16 protein-coding genes are annotated in these 23,408 nt (G+C 43.4%); 7 read left to right on the forward strand and 9 right to left on the reverse strand.

Annotation, left to right across the window (positions count from 1 at the left end):
• Positions 1-40 precede the first annotated feature (40 nt).
• Complete coding sequence (locus PY364_RS18775) at positions 41-211, reverse strand: hypothetical protein (protein ID WP_275524770.1); 171 nt, start codon at positions 209-211, stop codon at positions 41-43.
• A gap of 276 nt (positions 212-487) precedes the next feature.
• Here PY364_RS18775 and PY364_RS18780 point away from each other — a divergent pair, with 276 nt between their 5' ends.
• The 3 genes from PY364_RS18780 to PY364_RS18790 all read left to right on the forward strand — a co-directional run bounded on the left by PY364_RS18780 (position 488) and on the right by PY364_RS18790 (position 7,060).
• Complete coding sequence (locus PY364_RS18780) at positions 488-2,110, forward strand: serine/threonine-protein kinase (RefSeq protein ID WP_275524772.1); 1,623 nt, start codon at positions 488-490, stop codon at positions 2,108-2,110.
• 202 nt (positions 2,111-2,312) lie between these two features.
• Positions 2,313-5,159 carry an MASE1 domain-containing protein gene (locus PY364_RS18785; RefSeq protein ID WP_275524774.1) on the forward strand — a complete coding sequence of 949 codons (2,847 nt, stop codon included), beginning with the start codon at positions 2,313-2,315 and terminating at the stop codon, positions 5,157-5,159.
• A gap of 167 nt (positions 5,160-5,326) precedes the next feature.
• Positions 5,327-7,060, forward strand: coding sequence for a PAS domain-containing sensor histidine kinase (locus PY364_RS18790; protein ID WP_275524776.1), 1,734 nt, complete (start codon positions 5,327-5,329; stop codon positions 7,058-7,060).
• A gap of 92 nt (positions 7,061-7,152) precedes the next feature.
• Here PY364_RS18790 and PY364_RS18795 read toward each other — a convergent pair whose 3' ends face one another.
• Together PY364_RS18795 and glp are read right to left on the reverse strand one after the other, a co-directional pair.
• A complete protein-coding gene (locus tag PY364_RS18795) occupies positions 7,153-7,785 on the reverse strand; it encodes a response regulator transcription factor (protein ID WP_007354298.1) in 633 nt (210 codons plus the stop codon).
• 33 nt (positions 7,786-7,818) lie between these two features.
• Positions 7,819-9,141 carry a gephyrin-like molybdotransferase Glp gene (gene glp, locus PY364_RS18800; RefSeq protein ID WP_275524778.1) on the reverse strand — a complete coding sequence of 441 codons (1,323 nt, stop codon included), beginning with the start codon at positions 9,139-9,141 and terminating at the stop codon, positions 7,819-7,821.
• A 109-nt stretch (positions 9,142-9,250) separates the two neighbouring features.
• Here glp and PY364_RS18805 point away from each other — a divergent pair, with 109 nt between their 5' ends.
• The 3 genes from PY364_RS18805 (at position 9,251) to PY364_RS18815 (ending at position 12,091) form a co-directional block, all read left to right on the forward strand.
• A complete protein-coding gene (locus PY364_RS18805) occupies positions 9,251-9,868 on the forward strand; it encodes a hypothetical protein (RefSeq protein ID WP_275524780.1) in 618 nt (205 codons plus the stop codon).
• Between the two features lie 270 nt (positions 9,869-10,138).
• Entirely contained in the window at positions 10,139-10,792 is a 654-nt protein-coding gene (gene cobO / locus PY364_RS18810) for a cob(I)yrinic acid a,c-diamide adenosyltransferase (protein ID WP_275524781.1), read from the forward strand.
• A 144-nt stretch (positions 10,793-10,936) separates the two neighbouring features.
• The gene (locus tag PY364_RS18815) at positions 10,937-12,091 is read left to right on the forward strand and encodes a class I SAM-dependent methyltransferase (RefSeq protein ID WP_275524782.1); all 1,155 of its coding nucleotides are present in this window, start codon (positions 10,937-10,939) and stop codon (positions 12,089-12,091) included.
• Positions 12,092-12,147: 56 nt separating this feature from the next.
• On the opposite strand, the gene PY364_RS18820 is transcribed toward PY364_RS18815, so the two are convergent.
• From PY364_RS18820 to PY364_RS18845, 6 genes are all read right to left on the reverse strand, one after another.
• On the reverse strand, positions 12,148-13,023 hold the full coding sequence (locus PY364_RS18820; protein ID WP_275524784.1) for a hypothetical protein: 876 nt from the start codon (positions 13,021-13,023) through the stop codon (positions 12,148-12,150).
• Positions 13,024-13,135: 112 nt separating this feature from the next.
• Positions 13,136-14,539, reverse strand: coding sequence for a ferredoxin:protochlorophyllide reductase (ATP-dependent) subunit N (locus PY364_RS18825; protein ID WP_275524786.1), 1,404 nt, complete (start codon positions 14,537-14,539; stop codon positions 13,136-13,138).
• Between the two features lie 431 nt (positions 14,540-14,970).
• A complete protein-coding gene (locus PY364_RS18830; protein WP_275524787.1) occupies positions 14,971-16,347 on the reverse strand; it encodes a DUF5331 domain-containing protein in 1,377 nt (458 codons plus the stop codon).
• A gap of 35 nt (positions 16,348-16,382) precedes the next feature.
• A complete protein-coding gene (bchL, locus tag PY364_RS18835; protein ID WP_007353434.1) occupies positions 16,383-17,246 on the reverse strand; it encodes a ferredoxin:protochlorophyllide reductase (ATP-dependent) iron-sulfur ATP-binding protein in 864 nt (287 codons plus the stop codon).
• 662 nt (positions 17,247-17,908) lie between these two features.
• The gene (locus tag PY364_RS18840; RefSeq protein WP_275524788.1) at positions 17,909-20,206 is read right to left on the reverse strand and encodes a ShlB/FhaC/HecB family hemolysin secretion/activation protein; all 2,298 of its coding nucleotides are present in this window, start codon (positions 20,204-20,206) and stop codon (positions 17,909-17,911) included.
• 353 nt (positions 20,207-20,559) lie between these two features.
• Positions 20,560-21,417, reverse strand: a complete 858-nt coding sequence (locus PY364_RS18845) for a DUF928 domain-containing protein (protein WP_275524789.1) — start codon at positions 21,415-21,417, stop codon at positions 20,560-20,562.
• A gap of 283 nt (positions 21,418-21,700) precedes the next feature.
• Here PY364_RS18845 and PY364_RS18850 point away from each other — a divergent pair, with 283 nt between their 5' ends.
• A complete protein-coding gene (locus tag PY364_RS18850; RefSeq protein ID WP_275524790.1) occupies positions 21,701-23,392 on the forward strand; it encodes a transglutaminase family protein in 1,692 nt (563 codons plus the stop codon).
• The last annotated feature ends 16 nt before the right edge of the window (positions 23,393-23,408 follow it).

Below are 23,408 nucleotides of genomic sequence, written 5' to 3' on the forward strand. Positions count from 1 at the left end.
ATTAAGGTTAAGTCCTGCGGAATGACGACTGTTAAATTCATTAGTCTTCTGGAGAGGAGTTAAACTCTGAGGTAGGGGTTTCAACCCCTGGGGGACTGGGCGATCGCGATCGCTTCCTACTTTTCACAGCATATTTACTTAAAAGTGTCAATAGAAAAACTATGCAGCTTAGGCCTTGTCCGATAAAAGTATCCAAGGCTGCAAAAAGCACTTAAGTTTAGAAATAAATTCTATAATAGATACTAAATTCAATAAGTCTTTAAAGAGTCTTTAAATATTTTCTCGAAAAATCGACCAGAATAGCGAGATAATTAAAATATAGTAAGGATATCAAGCTAAAAGACGTAGGTGCATCGAAAATTAGCAGCCCCGCCCACACTCCCCGACAACTGGCAGAAAATCATATTTCTAGCTGGTGTACCCACAGGGGTCTGTGTAGTGGAGCTGTCCTAGCTAGATTAGCAAAACTTAGGCACACTTGATTAACATGAGCTACTGCATAAATCCGGCCTGCCCCCAACCTCAGAACCCGCCTGAAGCCATCCAATGTCAGGCGTGCGGTTCGCGATTGCTGCTGCGAGCTCGCTATCAAGTAATCCAACCTCTAGGACAAGGGGGTTTTGGAGCCACATTCCTAGCCAAGGATATCTCGTTACCTGGTCAGCCGACTTGCGTAGTCAAGCAACTGCGCCCCAACGCCACATCGCCGCGAATTTTAGAAATGGCGCGGGAGTTATTTAAGCGCGAAGCCAAAACTCTCGGCAAATTGGGCGATCACCCCCAAGTCCCCCGACTGCTAGACTACTTTGAAGCCGGTCAGCAATTTTATTTGGTTCAGGAATACATTAAAGGCGCTACCCTCAAACAGGAGGTCAAAACCTCTGGCCCCTTCAATGAATCCGGCATTATAGACTTTCTGAAAGAACTGCTGCCAGTAATCAATTACATCCACAGTCAAGGGGTTATCCATCGGGATATTAAACCCGCGAACATCCTCCGCCGCAGTCAAGACAACCGCTTGGTACTCATTGACTTCGGAGCCGTAAAAGATCAAGTTGGCCAGACAATTTTACTGGATATGACGGATCAGACGGCTAACACAAAATTCTCCGTCGGCACATTTAGCTTCGCACCGCCCGAACAGATGGCGATGCGGCCAGTCTACGCCAGCGATATCTATGCCTTGGGGATGACGTGCTTGTTCCTGCTGACAGGCAAATCTCCTAAAGATTTGGATTTTGACCCAGTAAGCGGCGAAATTATCTGGCAGTCCCATGTTTATGTCAGCAAACACCTTGAAGGTATCTTCGACAAAATGCTTCAGCCAATGGTTGGCTACCGCTACCAGTCGGCTAACGAAGTTCTCAGAGCGCTCAATCACGAACAAGAAGATACCTCTAGCCTTTCCGATGGCATGGTGAGCCAAAGAAGACCCCATCAGCAGCCGGAAGACCCGACTGTATTTAACGCTGACGGTTCAGCATGGCTGTCGCCGGCGGCGAAAATCGCTCAGGATATTCGGGCTAGACAAACTCGCTTGGGTAATAAAAGCTCCTTCTCTCAAACTGGGGGAACGGGTATGCAGTCTAAAAATGGGCGCAATCCCGCTACTTCCAGAACTGGAATGACAGGGATGACGAGCCACACTTCCGGCGGAAAAGGCTCGAAACTTCCGCCGAAGTGGGATGCGAATACGCTGCGAGCTGCCTATTTTAAAGGCAAGAGAGATTTTGCCGATTGCGATTTTGGCGGTTTGAACTTGAAGGGAGTGAATTTGGCGGGGGCAAATTTTTACGAGGCTCGATTGACTAGAGCAAATTTGCAAGGGGCTGATTTGTCGGAGGCAAATTTAGGTCACGCCCGATTAGTGGAAGCGAATTTGCGGGATGCGAATTTAAGTCAAGCTTATTGTAGTACGGCAAATTTACAATCAGCGGATCTCAGAGGTGCTAATCTTGCAGGTGCTTACTTGAGTAAAGCGAATTTGCGCGGGGCCAATTTGTGCGGGGCAAATCTGATTGATGCAACGGTTTCTGATGAGCAATTAGCTATGGCTAAGACGAATTGGATGACGGTGAAGCCTGATGGTAAAAGGGGTTTTGGGCTTTAGAAAAGTAGCGAAAATTGTAGTAAGTTTGTAACTTCTGTATTATTCAAAACTAACAACTTAAAACTCAAAAATTTTTACTTCCTTCACCCAATCAGGTAATGCAGTGGAAGGAAGTGCGATCGCTTTGGGAAAGTGTAATTTAAAAGTAATACTTAATTAATCATTACTACTACCTCTGGCAGATGTGGCATCAATAGTTCAGATGAAACTGCTTAAAAACCGCTATGAGCTGATATTGCACATAGGCATCCTTGCCTTAGCCTATTTTTTGACGGGAAAACTGTCCGCGTCGATGTTGGGACTGGCGAAAGCGGAGGCTTCCCCAGTGTGGCCACCGGCGGGAATTGCCTTAGCAGCATTTTCATTGAAAGGCTTCCAAATGTGGCCAGGGGTAGCGATCGGTTCTTTTTTATTGAATTCAACGGGGGGATTAAGTATACCTTGGCCGACGATCGCTATCAGTGCTTTTAGCGTTACTCTCCAAGCGATCGCTGGGAAAATGCTGCTCGATCGCATTGGTTTTTCTCCTCGCTTGGAACGTCTGCGAGATGTGATGGCATTGCTGGCTAGTGCAGTAATATCTACCGTTATAGTTGCTACTTTTGGCAACTTGAGCGGGTGCTTTTTCGGCTTTGCTAAGTGGAGCAGTTTTTGGACAAATTGGTGGACAACTTGGATCGGAGATGGCATGGGAATTTTAATTGTAACTCCCTTGTTGTTGATTGGGAGTCTAGGAATTAAAAATTTAAAATCAAAGATTGTAAATGGTATTTATCCAATTTTTAGTTTTAAATTTTTAATTATTAATTATTTTGAAATTGGTGTCTGGCTGAGTTTATTAGTCGGCATTAGTTTGTTAGTATTTTGCTCGAAAACTGAAGCCGCTATTGCACTTTATCCACTGGAATATTTACCTTTTCCTTTCGTGGTTTGGGCTGCCTTGAGATTTGGTCAAAAAGGGGCAATTTTGGCTAGCGTCATTGTCTCAACTATCGCTATTTTTGGTGCTGTACAGGGAGCGGGCCCTTTTGTTGCTAAGAGCTTAAATCTCAATCAAGCTGTGTTGTTTTTACAAGTTTTTATGGGTGCGATCGCGAGTACGGCTTTAATTTTAGCTGCTGCTGTTGCGGAACGACAGCAGGCATTAGTAGATGTAGGTCGCACGGCTTCTCTATTGCGGGAGAGTGAAGCAAGTTTAGCTAATGCTCAACGTATTGCTCAATTAGGTAACTGGGATTTAAAATATGGAGTTGGTAATGCGACCAGCGATAATTTTGAATCCTTGATTTACCCTTCTTATTCACCTAAATTAAGAGGGGAAAGAAAGTCTATAATTGAGTTGCGGTGGTCGGCGGAACTTTACCGTTTGCTGGGTTATGCTCCTGGTTGCTGTGAACCCAGCGAGGAAGCGTTTTTACAAGCAGTACATCCCGAAGATCGGGAGTTAGTGGCGCGATCGCATCAGAGAGCAGTATTTGAGCAAAAACATTATTGTATTGAGTACAGAATTGTCCTCCCAGATGGGAGCGATCGCACTTTGCGGGAACACTCAGCCGTTAAGCACAATGGGATGGTGGCGGCGGTACAGGATGTGACGGAGCGTAAAGCCACTGAAGAAGCTCTGCGGGTGTCTGCTTGGCGCGATCGCTTGTTAGGCGAAATTGCACTGCGAATTAGGCGATCGCTTGACCTCGACGAAATTCTTAATACTACTGTCGCCGAAGTCAGACAATTTTTTAAAGCAGACCGCGCCTTTATTGCTACTTTAAATAGTATCGAAGCATCCCAGACAAAATCTCAGTATAGTATCATAGTTGCCGAGTCTGTAAATCCCGATTTCCCTTCGATTTTAGCCTGGAAATTTACCGACAATAATCACATTAATGAAGTGAGAAAATATTACGCCCATAATGCCGTCTGTGCCATTGCCGATACTACTCAGATAGAAATACCAGCCGCAATGGTTGAATACTACCATAATTATCAAGTGCGGGCAACATTAAACCTACCAATTATGTTAGGAGAACAGCTATTTGGACTGTTGGTAGTCAATCAGTGTGCGGGAACGCGCCATTGGCAACAATTTGAAATTGATTTATTAGAAAAACTAGCTACACAAGTCGCGATCGCTCTCCAACAAGCGCAGTTGTTACAGCAAGTAACAACTCTCAATGCTAACCTAGAACGCCAAGTCGAAGAACGCACCCAAGAACTCCAGCAAAAAATGCAAGAACTTCAAGAAAGCAACCGACTTAAAGACCTATTTATACACGCAGTTTCTCACAATCTCCGCACCCCACTAATGGGAATGTTGATTTTGCTAAAAAATTTGCTTAACAAGCCTTGCATGGGCAATTTACCAGGGGAAAATCAGCAAAAAATACCAGTTCCTCGTTCAATTTTAGAACGAATGGTGCAGGGTAGCGAACACCAGTTAACTATGGTTAATTCTCTTCTAGATGCTCACGCCAGCGAAGTCAACGGAATTGTCCTTAACTGCACCCCACTACAATTAAGCGATTTGAGTTCAGACGTTATAAAGGATTTAGAACATATTTTAGGTAAAAACAACGCAACTTTAACTCAAAGCGTACCCGCAGATTTACCCCTAGTAAATGGCGACGCTAAACAGTTGCGGCGCGTATTTGAAAACCTGCTGACGAATGCTCTCAAACATAACCCGCCCGGAGTGAATTTAAGCCTTAAGATAGATGTAATTAATGCAAGTACCAAAACAAGACAATGCTCAATCCCCCATCCATCGACTTATACTTTAGGGAAAAGCACAAGCGAAAGTAACATAATTCGTTGTACGATTGAAGATAATGGAGTAGGGATAAGTCCTCAGCAATGTGCATCTCTGTTTGAACTTTACGTTCAAGACCCTAATAATAGACAGTTGACTGGTCTAGGTTTAGGACTATATATCTCTCGCCAAATTATTAAAGCTCACGGTGGCGAAATGGGAGTTGATAGTAATCTCGGAGTTGGTTCAAAGTTCTGGTTTACACTACCTATTGCTAACTATTGTTTGAATTATGAAATATAACAATCACGAAGATAGACAAGGCTATTTCTATTACGTAACGCCGCCCTCTGGGCGGTATATTACCGCCTAGAAGGCGGCGTTACGTAATTAGTTCTAGGTTGTTATATAGCTAAATCCTTCTTCCTTCTTCTTTCTTCCTTCTTCCTTCTTCCTTCTTCCTTCTTCCTATGACCAATCTGAGCAATGTTAAAGCAGCTCAGGTGTCCGTCAATTATGAGGTTTGGCGTGACCGTTTTCTGAGAAACCGCCTGCGTCCCGCCTTGTGGATTGCAGTCTTTTTTGCTTTAACAATTACGGTTTATCTTTGGGGAGAATCTATCTTCGATCCCAAACAATTTAAAGCGGCAAATCTCTATATTGGTATTGCTGTTGAATTAGGATTACTTACCTGTTTAGCATTGCACCAAACTGAACTAGGAAGGCGCTATCCCAGTTTATTATTTTTAGGTTTTTCTTGGTCGCTAACTATCATTGTACAGGTAGGAGCGGCCCTAATTGGTCAAGCAGAACCTCAGACTTTAATGTGGTGTTTGGCATTTTTAACTCAGGCGACATTAATGCCTGTGCGATGGCCCCTTCATGTAGTTTCACAGTTAGGTGTAGTTGCTTGTTATATAGGAGTAAATTGGGCGCTTAATCTCACCATCGCGAAGATGACAGCTTTCCATTTTGCAGGATTTTATTTATACTTATTTTGGTTTTGTTTTATTTGCGATTTGTCGGTATATTTGTACGAGCGCTTACAGCGAGATGAGTTTGAAACTAGGCGGTCTTTGGCCGTAACTTATGATAAGTTAGAAGCAGCGGAAGCGAAGTATCGCAGTATTTTTGAAAATGCCGGGGAGGGAATTTTTCAGAGTACTCCTGATGGGAGATATATTACAGCTAATCCGGCTTTAGCTAGAATTTATGGCTACGATTTATCGGAAGAAGTAACAGATATTTTTACTGATATAGAACATCAATTATATGTAGAACCAAATCGCCGTGCTGAGTTTATTAGACAGATTGAAGAACACGGAAGAGTATCGGATTTTGAGTCTCAAATCTACCGCAAAGATGGCAGCATTGTCTGGATTTCTGAGAACGCACGAACGGTGCGGGATGCTAATGGCAAGGTGCTTTATTATGAAGGTTTAATTGAGGATATCACGCAGCGAAAGCAGGCGGAGGAAGCTTTGCGGGTGTTTATCCATGCTCTCTCTCACGACTTGCGAAACCCGGTTGCAGGGATGTTAATGGTGTTGAAAAATTGGGAGAAAAAGCCTGGGGATGGGATCGCAGTACCGCGATCTATTTTGTTGCGGATGATTCAAGGGAGCGAACAGCAATTAAAGTTAATAAATTCGCTTTTGGAAGTACAGGCTAGCGAGGTACGGGGTTTAGTTTTGCAATGCGAACCACTACATTTGAGAGGTTTAATTGACTCTGCAATCGCAGATTTAGAACCAATGTTGGTGCAACATCAAACGGCTGTAAAAAATCAAGTTTCAGCAGATTTACCATTAGTTAATGCTGACTCTACGCAGTTATGGCGGGTATTTTCAAATTTGATTGCTAATGCTTTGAAACACAATGCGCCGGGACTTAATTTGACGATGACTGCGACAATAATAGAAGTGGATAATCAGAGGAAAATTGCCGATCGTTCAATCAAAATGATTCGCTGTACTGTGGAGGATGACGGCGTGGGAATACCTTCTGAACAATGCGATCGCCTTTTTGACCTTTATGCTAGGGGTTCTCAAGTTCGGCATTCTCTTGGTTTGGGTTTGGGACTATATCTTTGTCGTCAAATTATTGCCGCTCACGGAGGGGAAATTGGAGTAATTAGTAATCCGGGTGCGGGTGCTACTTTTTGGTTTACTTTGCCGATTGTTGATAGTGTTGTAGTTAAGTAATTAACTAAGTTTAGTTTGACCAGCATCCGCGTCAATAAAACAACCTGTTCCAGAATCAACGCCAGAACCGAATACTTCACATCCTTATAATTTTAAACAAGTCCTGCTCTCAACGCGACTACTGCTGCCTGCACCCTATCATCCACTGCTAACTTATTCATAATACCGCGAACGTGAGTTTTAATAGTATTAGGACTGAGATAAAGTGCAGCAGCAATTTCAGGATTGCTATAACCTTCTACCATCAATTTTAACACTTCTGATTCCCGCTGTGAGAGTTGACCTATACTTGCTGTAGATACAGGGGTAGGAGGTTTGAGATTTTCAATTACAGTCCTAGCAATTTGAGGATCGAGATAGGTAGCACCTTCAGCAGCAGCGGCGATCGCAGCTAACAAACGCTCTACTGAAGCACCTTTAATACAGTAAGCATCTGCACCGCTAGAAAGAGCAGCAATAATTTCTGTTTCTGCCGTATGAGAAGTTAGCATCACCACCCGCACATCAGGCAATTTTTCTTTAATTTGTTGCGTTGCTGCAATTCCATCCAGTCGCGGCAAACCGATATCCATGACGATCAGATCGGGTTTAAGCCTTAATGCTGCTTCGACTGCTAAGTAACCGTCTTCTGCTTGTCCTACTATTTCTAAATCAGGACAATCCCCTAAAACTTGCTCTAGTCCCAATTGCATCATTGGGTCATCTTCAACAATTAAAATTCGCATAATGGCTAATTGCTAATGGCTAATTGCTAATGGCTAATTGCTAATGGCTAATTGATAACAGTTAACAATTAAAACTTGAACTAAGTCTCCTGCTTGAATCCAAGTTTGATCCACAGGGATAACTGCTAAACCTGTAGTATTAACTAGGTTAATTAAATTACCTGAACTTTGACTACCGCTAGCAGGTTCAAATTCATAATTGCCAGCACATAAATGTAATTGACCCCAGAGGTAACTTTCTCGCTTCCCATCCGATCGTAAGTCAATGCGCGATCGCGCCTGTACAAACTCTGGCCCCCAAGCTTCTTGTTTAAGTCCAGAAAGTTTCCGCATTGCTGGCTGGACAAAACGCCAAAACGTTACTAAACTAGAAACCGGATTACCAGGTAAACCAAAGTAAAGACATTGAGAATTGGTAATTGGTAATTGGTAATTGGTAATTGGTGAAATCGGGGAATTTCTCTGTCCCTCTCGTTTAAAAGTTGCTACAGTTAGGGGTTTTCCTGGTTTTATTGCTACGGCACGAATGTGAATTTCTCCTCCCAAAGATGCGATAATTTCTTCAATATAATCGTAATCTCCCACCGAAACGCCTCCAGTAGAAAGCACGATATCTGCGGTGGAAATGGCAGATGCGATCGCATCTTTCAACTTTTCGCGATCGTCGGGAATAATCCCTAACCGGATGATTTCTGCACCCGCTTGTGAGCTCAAGGCGGCCAAAGCATACTGATTCGAGTCTACCAATTGACCTGGTTGTAAAGGTTGCTCAGGAGACACTAATTCGTCCCCAGTGGAGAGAATTGCAACGCGGAGACGGCGGTAAACTGGTACTTGGATACATTGTGCGGCAGCTAACACGGCGATTTCTGGAGGATTGAGGACTGTATTAGGCATTAGCAAAGGCGTGCCCGCTTGGTAAAAATCGCCCTTGTGACGCACAAAAGCTTTGGGTTTGGAAGGAGAAACTAAGATCGAAATGCGATCGCCTTCCCTGCGCGTTTCCTCCTGCATCACCACTGTATCAGCACCCGCAGGCATAACAGCCCCAGTCAAAATCCGCGCCGCCTGTCCCGATTGAACAGTACATTTAGGCTGATATCCTGCGGGAATTTCTTCTATAATTTCCAGTATTGCGGGTTGATTTAGACTACAATTTTCAACATCGGCAAACCGCACGGCGTAACCATCCATTGCGGAGTTGTCCCAGTGGGGAAAATCGAGGGAACTTGTCACAGGTACGGCTAAAATTCGTCCCCACGCGGCCAATAAGTCTATCGTTTCTACATCTCCCTGACTGTCAAGGGGTTGCACCAAATCTAAAATGATTGATTCTGCTTCTTTAACTGACAGCATGGCTGTCTCTCCATCTGATAACACTTTTGTTAGTGTAGCAAATAAGTAGCCATAGTGGTAATATTTTTTTTATGTTTCTATGGTAAACCTATTATTTTAGCGTTTAATTATGACCACATTTCTGTCTATAATTTGGCTTAATACTTTATCTTTGCTACTGGTAGTGATTTCAATTATTCTTACTAAATCATCTGGATTAGAAGTCAGCGATTTATTTTTTCATCCTTTGTTTTACCCTCAGCCAAATGTCGCTTTTTTAACTCGCACATTCCAGTTATTATGTTGCGTACCTGTGATTGTTTGTGCTTTTAGCTATGGCTTGCTTAAAACTTTTAATCCTCCCAATTCAGAAAAGGAATTTATTCTAGCTTCAGCTATTGTAACAGGGGGATTTATGCTGAATGAAATTTACAGGATTCATATATACCTTGTGGGAATGGGAATCTCTAAATTAGGGGTTAGTTTGTTCTATGCTCTTGTTTTATTTTCCTACGGATGGTTTTTTCGGCGGCAACTAAAATCTACTCCTTACGGGCTATTGCTAGCTGGCGTGGGGTTATTATTTTTTGCGATCGCAGTGGACTCGCAGCACTTAAAAAACAAGATAACTTCTAGCTTACTAGAGGGAGTTCCCAAGTTGTTTAGCGAGATCAATATCGTTTTTTATTATTGGTGCGTTTGCAAATATTCGGTAGAAAAATCTCTCAGTCGAATTATTAAAGCATAATCATTAACCGTATTAAACCAATCCAAATTAGTTATAATCCTCATCCTTACTCTGCCTCTGCTTGCTATGCGATTTGCTCTAAATCTCAATTTCACAATTTAGTTAAATTGTGATATAATACCAAGATAGAAGCAGAAAAATTAGATTGTTTACTTCTTCCTCAGCACAAAATTGTTAACAGCTAGGTTTAGCATAAACCTGGATTTGTTCTCAATTTGCAAACAGTATGGCAATAACTCTGATAAAATTGTATAAATATTGAGGAATCTGATGCAAACAAATACTGAGATGGAATTAAATCAAACAAGCGATCGCGCAAATTCCCTTACCCCCGAACAACACAAGCAGAAAATGCAGCGTCGCAAAGAAGTACAAGACCAGCGAATTGCTGAAAAATCAGGGGAAAAAGGCTTAATTATCGTCAACACTGGAAACGGTAAAGGGAAGACGACGGCCGCATTGGGAATGGTACTGCGATCGCTCGGTCACGGCTACCGCGTCGCCATAGTACAATTTATCAAAGGAGCCTGGGAACCCGCAGAAAAAGCCGTTTTTGAGAAGTGGGAACATCAATTAGAATTTCACGCCATGGGAGAAGGCTTCACCTGGGAAACCCAAGACCGCGATCGCGACATCCAAAAAGCTCAAGCAGCATGGGAAAAATCCTTAACATTTATCCATAATTCCGACTTTAGATTAGTGTTGCTTGATGAAATTAATATAGCACTAAAACTAGGTTATTTGCAAGTCGAGCAAGTGCTAGCAGGACTAGAAGAAAAACCAGAACTATCTCACATTATTTTAACAGGTCGAGGCGCACCAGCAGGACTCATAGAACGGGCAGATTTAGTAACAGAAATGACCCTACTTAAGCATCCCTTCAAAGAGCAAGGTGTAAAAGCTCAACCAGGTATCGAGTATTAAATACATAACTTACACAAAATTATCCGTAACGCCGCCATCTTGGCGGTAAAGTCACCGCCAAGATGGCGGCGTTACGAAACGTGATGCGTAAGTCTTATCAATTTTGAGTTATGAGTTAAATAAATTCCCTCTTCCTTATTCCTTATGACAACTAATGGACTAGAACCTACTACCTTTAACGATCTGTTATCCTTGGCACTATCTTCTATTGACTCTGCACAATCAACAGAAATACCTATCCCTGCAAAACTAGCGCTACTGCAAGCAACTCAACTAATCTTATCTCAAAAAAACATCAATGTCAATGCCAATCTCTTGCTGCAAACCTTATGGAAAATAGCCACAATTAATCCCTTTGATGACTTTGTTCAGACTTGCTTAACCTGCGAAGGAATCAATCAAGTTCAGGAATTTAGAGAACTTAGAAATAAAATAGCAATAGCCTACAATATTCAAGGCAATGCCTTCTATCAACAGGGTCAAATTCAGCAAGCAACCCTGCAATACGAAAAAGCATTACAAATAGGACAAGAACTTTCTCCCGCTGACTTACTTAGCATTTACTTTAATGCAGGAATGGCATCTTTTGTACAACAGCAACCAGAAAAAGCACAACATTTGTTTCAAAAAGCACGGCAAATTCAACCTAACTTAGCGCAAGTAGAGCAGATGCTTATTAGGGTAAATTATCAACTTGAAACTAAGCAAAAAGGATATAAGTTTAGTCAAGATTGGTTTAGCAGAAATCTGGCAATCTGGCAAGAATATTTAATGTGTTTTCGCAATCGACCAGATTTAAACATACTAGAAATAGGAAGTTGGGAAGGGAGGTCTACTTGTTGGCTATTAAACAATATTCTCACTCATCCATCGTCGCAAATTACCTGTATCGATACATTTGAAGGCGGTGGAGGAACTGAACTAGAAGCAAGCGATACTAAAGAGTCTATCGAAGCAAGATTTGACTTTAACATTGCTCTGACTGAAAGCATAGCAAAAGTAACAAAAATCGTCAACAAATCGAGAGTAGCATTGCGGGAAATTCCCTTTGATAGCTTTGATATTATCTATATTGATGGCTCTCATTTAGCTTGCGATGTACTAGAAGATACCCTTTTAAGTTGGGGACTTCTCAAGATAGGAGGTTTGATGATTTTTGATGATTACGATCATGTTTTTCGAGAATTTCCTCATCAAAATACTAAGATTGGGATTGATGCTTTTATGGCGAGTTTTTGTAATAAAATTCAGCTTGTTCATCAATCTCATCAAATTATTATTAAAAAGATATCCGATTAAAAATGCAGAGCAATGTGGTTGCCATCACTATCACTTCTAAATATGAACTAACATTTTTAGCCCGCCTTACTCAACAAAGCCAAAATATATTCTTCCAGACTAACTCCTTCCCTTTCCGCTTTTTTTGCTAAACTCAAATATAGAGATTTAGGAAGCTGTAAAGATAGACTTCCGCTATACTCAACCTCCGTTGTCGGTAAAGGAATCCGATCTTTACCTTCAAAATTTGTACTTATATCTAATAAGTTATTGTAATCCTCTTCGATTTTGATATCTATGGGAGTAATTTTAATATTTAAAAGAGACATATAACGATGACATATTGTTCTAGCTTCATCGATCAGTTTTTGCAATTCATCTTTTTCAAGCCTAGTCATCTCTTCAGGCATTTCTAATGGGGGCTTATTCTCATCTTCCTCATTTTGTAATCGATTCGAGTTGCTGTTTAAAACCTTTAAAGCTTCTTTATATTTAAAAAGTTCTTTCTTGTCGTAATGAGCTATTGATTTATCTCTCTGATTAAAAAGTGTTTCTATCAATCCATCGAAATTCTTGTCATAATTTTGATCCTGCGGTTTTTTAGATTTGAATTTAATTTGGTCTTTATTTAATTGTTCTTTGTCTAAATTACCTATTTCCGGGGATGTTCTTTTCCATGATTTATAATTACTTGCAAGAATATTCAAAATTTTGTCAATAGTTACAGAATCTTTCTCTTTGCCATCATATACTTGAGACAAATATAATACACCAAGCTCACGAAATGCAAGGGTAGTCCTATGCCAGAAATAAGGTGCTTTAGCATATTTTTCTGGCGTATTATGCGAACCATAAAATAAATCATAAGCTACAGACAAATAGTATTGAGCATACGATAGTCTAATATTAATAAAGTTGACCATATCAACAAAATTTTCCTTTGTAGCTGTCATTTTGCTTACCTTGTATTTATTGATTTAAAAAGTAGGGCAGGCATTACCTACCCCACTTATTTAATTATCACTTTTTACAACTGTAAAAATTCAGATGTAAATGAGCTAAAAACTAAACCTTCGCCCCCTCCTTCACCAAATTACCCCAACCCAAATCCTTCAACGAATTATTCCGACGCAAAGGACGAGTCACCAACTCCAAAATATCCCGCGCATTCCCAAACCCGTGAATTTGAGCAAAAGTAAACTCAACCGACCACTTAGTATTAATCCCCCGCGCCTCCAAAGGATTAGCATGAGCCATACCCGTAATCACCAAATCAATATTCTGCTCATAAATCCGCTGAATCTGATTGTAATTATCTGGTTTCTCCACAATATTCGGAGTAGGAACCCCCATCTCATGGCAAGTTTTTGCCAACAACTCCAACTCCGCAGCTTGATACCGCTTATCCATATAAGGAATACCAATTTCCGGGCAAGTCATACCGCAGCGAATCAAAAACCGAGCCAAAGAAATCTCCAGTAAATTATCTCCCATAAAGAAGACAGACTTACCGCGAACTATCTGTAAATAATCCTCCAAACTTGCCCAGATTTGTGCTTCCCGCTCGTCTAAACCCTTCGGTTCAATATTCAAAACCGAGCAAATCTTTTCAATCCAAGCGCGAGTACCATCAGGGCCAATCGGGAACGGAGCGCCAATTAACTTACACTTCCGACGGCGCATTAAAGTAGTAGCAGTCCGCGATAAAAATGGATTCATCCCCGACACATAATACCCTTCTTCTAACACTGGCAATTCAGTGTAACGCTTAGAAGGCAACCAACCAGAAACCTTAATTCCTTGCTTCTTCAATTCTAAAGTTAACTGAGTTACAACCGGGTCAGGCAAAGAACCGAAAAGCACCAAAGGAGTATGCTTCACATATTCCGATTCATCAGCAGCAACTTCCTCTTTCTTCTTCCCAAAATTCAGCAATTGAGAAATAGCATTCCGTTCCTGTTTTTGAGATTCCATCACCGGCGCTTTCTCAGGACACTTAGCAGCCATAGCCGCTAAAACCGTATCTTCCCCTTGCGTAAAAGCATAATCCAAACCATTAGCACGAGCCGTTACAATTGGAATCCCAATCTCAGCTTCTAACTTCGGTGCTAACCCTTCCAAATCCATCTTAATAATTTCCGTCGTGCAAGTGCCAATCCAAACAATTACACTAGGATTGCGATCGCGCTTAATCTGCAAACACAAACGCTTCAACTCTTCATAATCATTCAACTGAGCCGAAATATCGCCCTCTTCCAACTCCGCCATCGCATAGCGGGGCTCAGCAAAAATCATCACTCCCATCGCATTTTGCAGAAAATAGCCACAAGTCTTAGTACCAATTACCAAGAAAAAGCTATCCTCAATCTTTTGATAAAGCCACGCCACACAGCTAATCGGGCAAAAAGTGTGATAATTCCCAGTTTCGCACTCAAAGTGTAGTGCTTCAGGTTGAGTAAGAGTCTCCATAGCCTAAAATTTTCTCCGTTTAATTGTTTATTAGTCCACAAGTCCTAATTTGAGCAAAAAAACCTTGCATGAAGCAGATACCGCCCTCATGATGAGTTTCTATTTCCCCAAACTGCACAGTCAAAATCAGTAATTTTGAGTTATCAGATTGCTTCGTTCACAATGTGAGCTACCCGCCTGAGATGATTTGTAGGGGTGGTGTTCCTCCATCCGTAATCAAGTTTTGAATTTTAAGTTAATTAGCTAGAACTTACGCAAAACTATCCGTAACGCCGCCATCCTGGCGGTAAAGTCACCGCCAAGATGGCGGCGTTACGTAATCGTGGGTAAGTCCTGTTAGCAATTCAAAACTTGATAGTAACTAGAGCGATAGGTACTCACCCCAAACCATCTTTAAATCTTGGCCAGGACTCTTTTGTGGAAGGCAACCCTTATTTAAAGTCCGATAAGAACCCAGAAATTTCTTCATCCTCATCAGCATCATCATCTAGTCCCAAGGCATCTAGATCGGCTTCATCAGCATCGCCAGATGTTGCTTCCCCTAGAGCATCAAGCCCGATCTCATCCAAGTCATCGTCATCTGATAAGGACAAGCCGCCAAAATCGTCATCTTCCTCATCCAACCCCCCCAGATCCATGTCTAGGTCATCTGAGGTTGCTTCCCCAAACGGATCGGGTATGGATTCCGGCACGAAATCATCGTCTTCTTCCCCAAAAGGATCTGTACTGGCGACAACTATCTCCTCAGACTCCTCAGAAAGCGATAGCCCAAACTCATCATCGGTATCTTCCTCTAGCCCACCGAACCCATCCAACTCATCGGAGGCTGACACCCCAAACTCATCATCATCTGACTCTTCGTCCATGTCACCTAGACCCATGCCACCCAAGTCATCTGACTCTTCGTCCATGTCACCTAAGCCCATGCCACCCAAGTCATCTGACTCTTCGTCCATGTCACCTAAGTCCATGCCACCCAAGTCATCTGACTCTTCCTCCATGTCACCTAAGCCCATGCCGCCCAAGTCATCTGACTCTTCCTCCATGTCACCTAAGCCCATGCCGCCCAAGTCATCTGACTCTTCGTCCATGTCACCTAAGCCCATGCCACCCAAGTCATCTGACTCTTCGTCCATGTCACCTAAGCCCATGCCACCCAAGTCATCTGACTCTTCGTCCATGTCACCTAAGCCCATGCCACCCAAGTCATCTGACTCTTCGTCCATGTCATCTAAGCCCATGCCACCCAAGTCATCTGACTCTTCGTCCAGATCGAGATCCCCAAATGATTCCTCATCAGATGAGATCAGTGCAGAAGTTACTGCCGCAACTCCCGCAACTCCCGCAACTCCGGCTGCTGCTAAGCCGATACCGCCCAGAACATTAGAGTTGTCCGCAGCAGGCGCTGTTGCTGCTGGAACTGCTGCGGGTGCAGCGCTGGTTGGAGGGACTAACGGGGCTGCTTGGGCAGGTCTTGCGGTTGCAGTGGTCACAGATGCGATCGCTGGTGGTACTACCTCTGACGAAGAAATGCCCAAGGCAACATCAGGGTCAAAATTCAACCCTAAAACCTCAATCAACGTTTCTGGATCTGGGTTAAGCCTAGTAAAAGGCAACATCAACTGTTCCAGATTCGGTTCGAGTGCGTTGAGAACTCCCAGGATGAGATAAGAGGGAGGCCGCCTACCCCCGTCGGGGGTTGATACCGACTGTACCTGCATTTGGAGTACCAGCCAGGAACGATTGGCTTGGTAATACTGCAACCACTTTTGTTTTAAAGTACCTGATAAGTCTTCAAAAAAAGCCATGACCTCTATCTCCTCATCCTGAAATGCTAGACCTATTAAACCATCATCAGGTCTAGCTCTTCTTCCTCTCTGGCAACTTGAGGTGCAGGATTGAGGTAGAAGTCAGACAATAAAGAGAATAATTCGCGATCGGGGGTGTCGTTGGGTACTACGCCCTCTGGACAAGCCAATATCTGATCGGCGATGTTTAGGTAGTAATCGCAGACGTAGTTCAGAGAAGGATCGCTCTCTGCCATTTCAAACAGCGTTTTGCCTTTGACGCGGGAAATCCGAATATCTTCGATCAGAGGCAGCACTTCCAGCACTGGCATGGGTACTGTCTCTATATACTTTTCGATCAAATCGCGCTTTGAGGTGCGGTTGCCGATTAGTCCGGCGAGGCGTAGAGGGTGAGTCCGAGCTTTTTCGCGCACTGAGGCGGCGATCCGGTTGGCGGCAAATAAGGCATCAAAGCCATTGTCGGTGACGATCATGCAGTAGTCGGCATAGTTTAAGGGAGCCGCAAAACCGCCGCAAACTACGTCGCCGAGTACGTCAAACAAAATGATGTCGTACTCATCAAAGGCGTTGAGTTCTTTGAGCAATTTTACGGTTTCGCCGACGACGTAGCCGCCGCAACCAGCACCAGCGGGAGGGCCCCCTGCTTCTACGCAGTCAACGCCGCCATAGCCTTTGTAGATGACATCTTCGGGCCAAACGTCTTCGTAGTGAAAGTCTTTCTCCTGAAGGGTGTCGATAATTGTCGGGATCAGGAAGCCTGTGAGGGTAAATGTGCTGTCGTGCTTGGGATCGCAGCCAATTTGCAGCACTTTTTTGCCGCGCCGTGCTAGGGCAACTGAGATGTTGCAGCTAGTTGTCGATTTCCCAATGCCACCTTTTCCGTAAACTGCTAGTTTCACTGTGTTCTCCTATAGGTTCCTATCAAAACTATTGAGACGGTATTTGCTTGTCGGCGCAATTTATGTGCGCTTTGTTTGCGGCTACCCTATGCCTTTGATTCAAATTTGGATTGACCTTCTTTTGCTCCTTGATGGCATTATTGTCTAACTTCTCTAGAAAATAAAGCGGGGCTATAGAGAGGTTGGGCAGCAAATTTGATTATTTTTGATTTTGAAATTAATAAACTTGCTATTTGAGACTATAAACCAATTTCCAAGCTTTTTTTGAATTTTTTAGTGTATTTATGTTAACTTTTTTATATAAAGAGGTACAAAGTTAAATAAAATTAAGGTTCCTAATAAATTCTGCTACTGACTCCAAATCTCCCCTCTGACTATTTAATTACTGACGATCTCTAGGTTATATAAGCATAAATACTTAAATAGCAGAATTAAATTAGAGTTAATCCCAGTAATCACACCTATTGATGCTGAAACTTAAGTTTGATTGAGATGTGGGTGAGGGTTTTGGAAAGTAAGAGAGGATTTTTGTTAAAAATTATTAATTTTGTGTAATTGGGATAGTCGAATGTAACGCCGCCCTCTGGGCGGTATCTTTTTTTATTCTTTTTCCCTTCTTCCCCTTCTTCCCTAGCCCCTAGCCCCTAGCCCCTAGCCCCTTCTTAAGGGCTGTAGATGACACTGAAGTAGAAGCCTGAGTCTTGGGCATTGTTGCCCTTATCTTGAATGCTAATTATAGGAAGAGCGTAGTCTATACGCACATTGACTTTAGGCATGGGTTCCCAAAGTATGCCTAAACCGATGCCAGCTAGAAATGCGCGATCGCCGCCGAAAATACTTGTATTAGGAAAAGCGATTTTATTGGGATTATTCTGGGAATTCCAGACCATACCCATATCAATAAACGGTGCTAACTGAAGAGTAGGGGCTTTAGAGGAAGGATCTCGATCTATAGTAATTCGGTCTTCAACAGAGAATCGGAAACCATTATCGCCCGATCGCACATTTTGCCGATAGCCCCGTAAAGATTGCCCGCCGCCAATCACAAACTGCTGAGATGGTAACAAGCTATTGGCTGAGAGTTGCAAATCTGCCTGTAAAATCAGCAAATGATTTTCATTCAGCCTTTGTACCCGTTGCACCTGACCTAGCCAGCTAAAAAATAGCCCATCAGGAACCGGAGATTCATTGACAGTAGCATCGAATAAGCCAGTACCGATGCTGAATTGCGATCGCAGAGCCCAAGCCCCGCGAGGATCGCGGCGAATGTAGTCCTGTCCTATCTTAATCACGCTCGTAGTAGTAACGCCTGTATTGCTACCCTCTTCCCCTGGGCCCAAACCAAAGGGAAAGGGATCGCCCGCGAGATAAGTGCGACCCCTCTGATAAGTAAAACCGAGAGATACGGCAAACTCCTGTATCGGCGATCGCAATAACGGCTGGCGATAACTGATTTCATACAGGTGAGATTTCCCGGAAATATCGAACTGATCGAAAGGTGCTTGAACAATACTGTTGCGATTTGGTGCTACTCTCAATTGCACCGTACCGTTCATCGCATTAACGGGAATGCGGTAACTAAAGTCAAAAACATCAGAGTCGCCAATAGCCCGGTAATAAGCAGCAGCTAATTCATCACCCCTACCAGTAATATTACGGTGACGGACATTCACGCCCAAACGCTCTGAACCAACGCTAGGCGGTGAATAATTATCAATACTGAAGTTAGCTTGAAAGGCGTTAGCTTCAATGACGCGGACGATCAGGATGCTCTCGCCTTCCTTGTCCCCGGCTCGCAGGCTTGCTTCTACATTGTCAAATAAAGGATCGACACGGAGGAGTCTAAGTTGGTCTTCTAGCTTGGCGGTACTTAGAGGTCGTCCGGCCCCCAACCGAATACGGCTGCGGACGTAGGATGGATTTAAGCGTTTGGTTCCTTCGACTTCAATTTTGGCCAGCTTTCCTTCGATTACCTGAATTTGAACTTTACCATCGCTGATGGTTTGAGGTGGGACAACGGCTCTGGAGGTGATGTAGCCGCGATCGAGGTAAATAGTAGTAATTTTATCTGCTGCTTCCCTGAGTTGTTCTAGGGTAACGGAACGCCCTTCTAGGGGTTTAACGATCGCATCAATCTCTTCACGAGTCAAAATTGTGCTGCCAACGACATCGATTTTCTGCACTGGAATGGGCACATTTGGCAGTTCTGGCTGTGGTGAAGGCGTTGGTTGAGGTTCTACTTGCGGTGGTGCTTGGGGCGGTTCTGGGGTTGGTTGCGGGGGTGGTTGGAGGAAGCGATCGCGATTGGGATCTGGAGTGAGATTAGAAGGATTTAGATCCCCAGGATCTACATTTGAAGGATTTAGATTAGAAGGCTGATTTGGGTTTGTCTGAGCCAGGAAGTTGCAGGTTTGCTGTTGACAAGTTGCAGGTTTTGAGGTTTGAACTGAAAACTGCTGTAGGTCGCCCCAAGATGTCTTAAAGCTGGGTTTTTCCTGTGGGTGAGATTCTGAATCTAGGTTGCTTTTGGAAGGAGCTAGTTTTTGGGATCGATCTAAGAGAGATTGTGACTCGATGGGGCGATGTCGGCTGCTGGCTAAGCCTACGGGAATTTCAGTTAAAATCAAATTAGAGGATTCCGGCTCAGAGTTGGTCTGCTTTGCCCCTAAATCATCTAAATCATTAAATACTCCTACTAATTCTCTCTCTTCAGCGCTGCTTTCCTGTTTTGCTGCTGGTTGATCGTCTGTTGCTGCGTCCTTTTGGGGTTTTTGACCTTGCTCTGCAACACTATCCCATGCCCCGGATTCTGCATCTGCTTGATTTGCCGTCAGAGTTGGCTTGAGTGAGATGTCAAGAGTTTGGGAAAGAGCGTCGTTGCTACAAAAGCAAGCGATCAGGACTGCACTGGGAATTGAGACCCCACACCGAAACATGACTTGACTTGCACTCCAGGGCATAAAATATTTGCTCTTTAATTAATTTGTTGGCTACTTTATCATGCCAGTTTATCTTATTTAAAATTCAGTAGTCACAAATCAGGAGTCAGAAGTAAGGAGTGATAATTAATTCGGGTTGCAGGAGAATTGGATAGCGCGATCGTCGTTATCACTGGCGATCGCATCATCAAAAATATATCATGCTGAGGGATGTATTCTGAATTCTTATATTCTTAATTAAGAGCAGTAGCTTACCCAATTTAAAACTGCTATCAGCCGCTCGCTATATTAGTACAGAAGACAGGCAAAATTCTTCCCTCATTCCCTCATTGTTTCCTCGTTCCGCTTTTTGCCTGCCTCCCTACATCCCTGAATTAATTTGTGGGAATCAATTGGATTTGCACCAAGGGTTGTTGGGCTATTTTTTCTAGCTCAACTGCATTCAAAAGTTCCATCCACTTGACTGTTAGTGCTGAATCAGCGGGCTGGGAACGACGCAGATCCGCTAAGGTAGTTATATATTCATACCATAAGGATTCTTTGGCGTAAATGCTAAGGCGATCGCTTGCCGATGTAGCTCGATCTAACTGAGATTTCAAGTCTGCTGACATTTCAACGCGGTTGATCCAGCCAGAAACTACAATATCCGCCTCGTTGTCATTGGGGTTACACTTAATAGTAAAATACCAATGGTAATTTTTGCCAACTTCTAGGGAAGCGGCATTGGCAGTAGGAAGAGTAACGCTAACAATGCCGGGGGCCTTAGCGATCATCCTAAAGCTACTTTTATAAACAGTTTTGTCAGCTTCATCGGCTAACTCAAACTCAACTGTTTTGTCAAAGGTAGTGGGAACATAGTAAAAGAATGTCGGATTCCCTGATACCGTCCGCCCCATAGTTGATTTGGGAATCAATGCAGTGGTATTGGTAGGACATTCTTCTGGGCCGCGAGTACCGCCGCCTTCCCGACGACCGGGGACTCCCCGATCTGGGGGTTCAAAGGCGTTCCAACTGGCATCTGGCCGCTGAGTGCTTGCTGAACCTCCATTTTGGATGGTAGGTTCGACGGTTTGCCAGTTACCTGGTATTTGTTGAGTAGATGCGCGATCGCCTGCCTCTGACAAGATATTCGCCGCCATTGCCTCCCTTGGGAAGCTAGAGGTAGCAACTATGTCTAGAGACAGAGCTAAGGAAAGAAATGCAATGTGTAGAGGAGCCTTTGTCCAAGCCATGATGAACCAGCCTTCAGGTGAACCTAGCAACTTTGTTAGACGGCTTCATTGTATCTAATGTTCCACGCGATCTAGTAACCTCTCGTACTTAATTTATATCTTTTGGTAGATAGGATTGATTTTACTGCTAAAAGCCAGTAGTTAGATTCACCCTCTCGCCGTTGAATGCTAGCCTAACTCTCAATGAGGCCGACAACTAGGCGTGCGCTGGCACGGTGCAGTGATGCCTGTTGATTTTCACGGGCTATCGGTTTGATTTTCATACTACCCACACTCAATTATCATGCACCTCAATTCACCCGCTCTTTCAGATCAAGGGATTTCACGGCTGCGGACGGTTAGGCCCATAGGAGTCTTGGCAATACATGGTATTGCGTTTTTAGGGGATGCACTCTTTGGTCTCGATCAACCAGGGGGATTGCTGGTTTCGATCGATCCTGAAACTGACAGTACAACTGTCTTAAATCCCTGTCAGGTGGCTGAGTTTGTGGATGCGACTGGTTTAGCTATTTGGGAAGATAGTCTCTGGTTTGTCCGAGATGACAGCGTATACTTCTGTCCAGGTGCAATTCGCGATGGTTCTATTACTGAGATCAAACCTCAGCATTTTGTTTCGCTTCCTTATTCTGTAAATGGGGTTGCAGTTTGGAATTCTACGGTTTATGTGACTTGTCAGAAAGCAGGTTGCATTTTTGTTTTTAACCGTAATAATCGCAAAGAGATTACTCGGTTTTACGCCCCTGGTATTGGGGTTGAAAATATTACGGTGCGGGGTGAGGAACTTTGGGTTTGCGATGCGACGGAACAAACGGTTTACTGTTTGGAACGGGGGACTGGGGAAGTTCGCTTTAATGTATTAACGCCGTTTGAATCTCCTGCGGGTTTAGCTTTTCACAAAGATGTTGCAACTGGGCAAGATGTTCTTTATGTTGCTTATTCTGGGGAAGAACTTTACATCCGAGACGATCCAAATTCGGACGATCCTTATCAGTTGACTACGCGCGATCGCACTTTTATTCACCCCTTATATTTTCATTACAATGAACGGGATCGCTATGCTGTTTCTAATGGTTTTCTGATGGAGATGTCTTATGTGGAGGAACTTGCTCCTCTGGATGAGGTACACATAGATAATCTAGAATGGCGAATTGCAATGCCTTCAGAAACCGATCGCCAAAAGGTGCGACAAATTTCACCGATTGGAATGCCTTTTACTGAAGAAATCCACGATGGAGAACGAGTGGCGGTGTTTAAGTTTGACCCGCTACGCGCAAATGAACGGCGAATTTTTGGCTGGAAAGCTCTTTTGGAAGTCAGGAGTATTAAGTATGAAATTACTCCGCGCGATGTGGAAAAAGCTCCGGCATTAACGCCGGAATTTCAAGCTAAGTATTTGGTGGATGATGATAATTTAGCAATGGATTCGGATATTGTTCGTGCTGCTGCTAAGGAGGCAATTGGAACTGAAACAAATGTTCTCCGAAAGTTATTGAGCATTCGTAATTATGTTTATGATTGCCTTTCTTACAGTATCCGGCCGCACATTGATACACCTGATGTTGTACTTCGGCGGGGCACTGGTTCCTGCGGGGAGTATGTGGGAGTGTTGTTAGCTTTAGCTAGGTTAAATGGGATTGCTTGTCGCACTATTGGCCGCTATAAGTGTCCGGCTTTTGCTGATAGGAAGGGTGTGCCTTTGTCGCCGGATTTTAATCATGTTTGGCTGGAGTTTTATATACCGGGGTTTGGCTGGGTACCGATGGAGTCTAATCCTGATGATATTCAAGAGCGTGGCCCTTATCCTTTACGATTTTTTATGGGTCTGGCTTGGTATCATGTGGAAATCGGTAAAGGGATTCGTTTTCAAAGTCTCAAGAGTGGGGGACTTCCTTTGAATAAGGAGGAAGTTTCGGTGGGAACCTTGGCGATTAATCACGTTAGGTTTACAATTTTGTCAGAGTTGTCAGGTAATTGAAGTGTTAACGGTTAAC

Origin of the sequence: Kamptonema sp. UHCC 0994 (assembly GCF_029167235.1) — a bacterium.
Taxonomy (GTDB): domain Bacteria; phylum Cyanobacteriota; class Cyanobacteriia; order Cyanobacteriales; family Microcoleaceae; genus Kamptonema.

Bases quoted from the DNA above. Each gene is read 5' to 3' on its own strand.
- PY364_RS18795 (WP_007354298.1), bottom strand. From the start codon at position 7,785: ATGCGAATTTTAATTGTTGAAGATGACCCAATGATGCAATTGGGACTA.
- PY364_RS18850 (WP_275524790.1), top strand. From the start codon at position 21,701: ATGCACCTCAATTCACCCGCTCTTTCAGATCAAGGGATTTCACGGCTG.
- PY364_RS18825 (WP_275524786.1), bottom strand. From the start codon at position 14,539: ATGGAGACTCTTACTCAACCTGAAGCACTACACTTTGAGTGCGAAACT.
- PY364_RS18820 (WP_275524784.1), bottom strand. From the start codon at position 13,023: ATGACAGCTACAAAGGAAAATTTTGTTGATATGGTCAACTTTATTAAT.
- PY364_RS18790 (WP_275524776.1), top strand. From the start codon at position 5,327: ATGACCAATCTGAGCAATGTTAAAGCAGCTCAGGTGTCCGTCAATTAT.
- PY364_RS18815 (WP_275524782.1), top strand. From the start codon at position 10,937: ATGACAACTAATGGACTAGAACCTACTACCTTTAACGATCTGTTATCC.
- PY364_RS18780 (WP_275524772.1), top strand. From the start codon at position 488: ATGAGCTACTGCATAAATCCGGCCTGCCCCCAACCTCAGAACCCGCCT.
- PY364_RS18830 (WP_275524787.1), bottom strand. From the start codon at position 16,347: ATGGCTTTTTTTGAAGACTTATCAGGTACTTTAAAACAAAAGTGGTTG.
- glp (WP_275524778.1), bottom strand. From the start codon at position 9,141: ATGCTGTCAGTTAAAGAAGCAGAATCAATCATTTTAGATTTGGTGCAA.
- cobO (WP_275524781.1), top strand. From the start codon at position 10,139: ATGCAAACAAATACTGAGATGGAATTAAATCAAACAAGCGATCGCGCA.
- PY364_RS18805 (WP_275524780.1), top strand. From the start codon at position 9,251: ATGACCACATTTCTGTCTATAATTTGGCTTAATACTTTATCTTTGCTA.
- PY364_RS18785 (WP_275524774.1), top strand. From the start codon at position 2,313: ATGAAACTGCTTAAAAACCGCTATGAGCTGATATTGCACATAGGCATC.
- PY364_RS18840 (WP_275524788.1), bottom strand. From the start codon at position 20,206: ATGCCCTGGAGTGCAAGTCAAGTCATGTTTCGGTGTGGGGTCTCAATT.
- PY364_RS18845 (WP_275524789.1), bottom strand. From the start codon at position 21,417: ATGGCTTGGACAAAGGCTCCTCTACACATTGCATTTCTTTCCTTAGCT.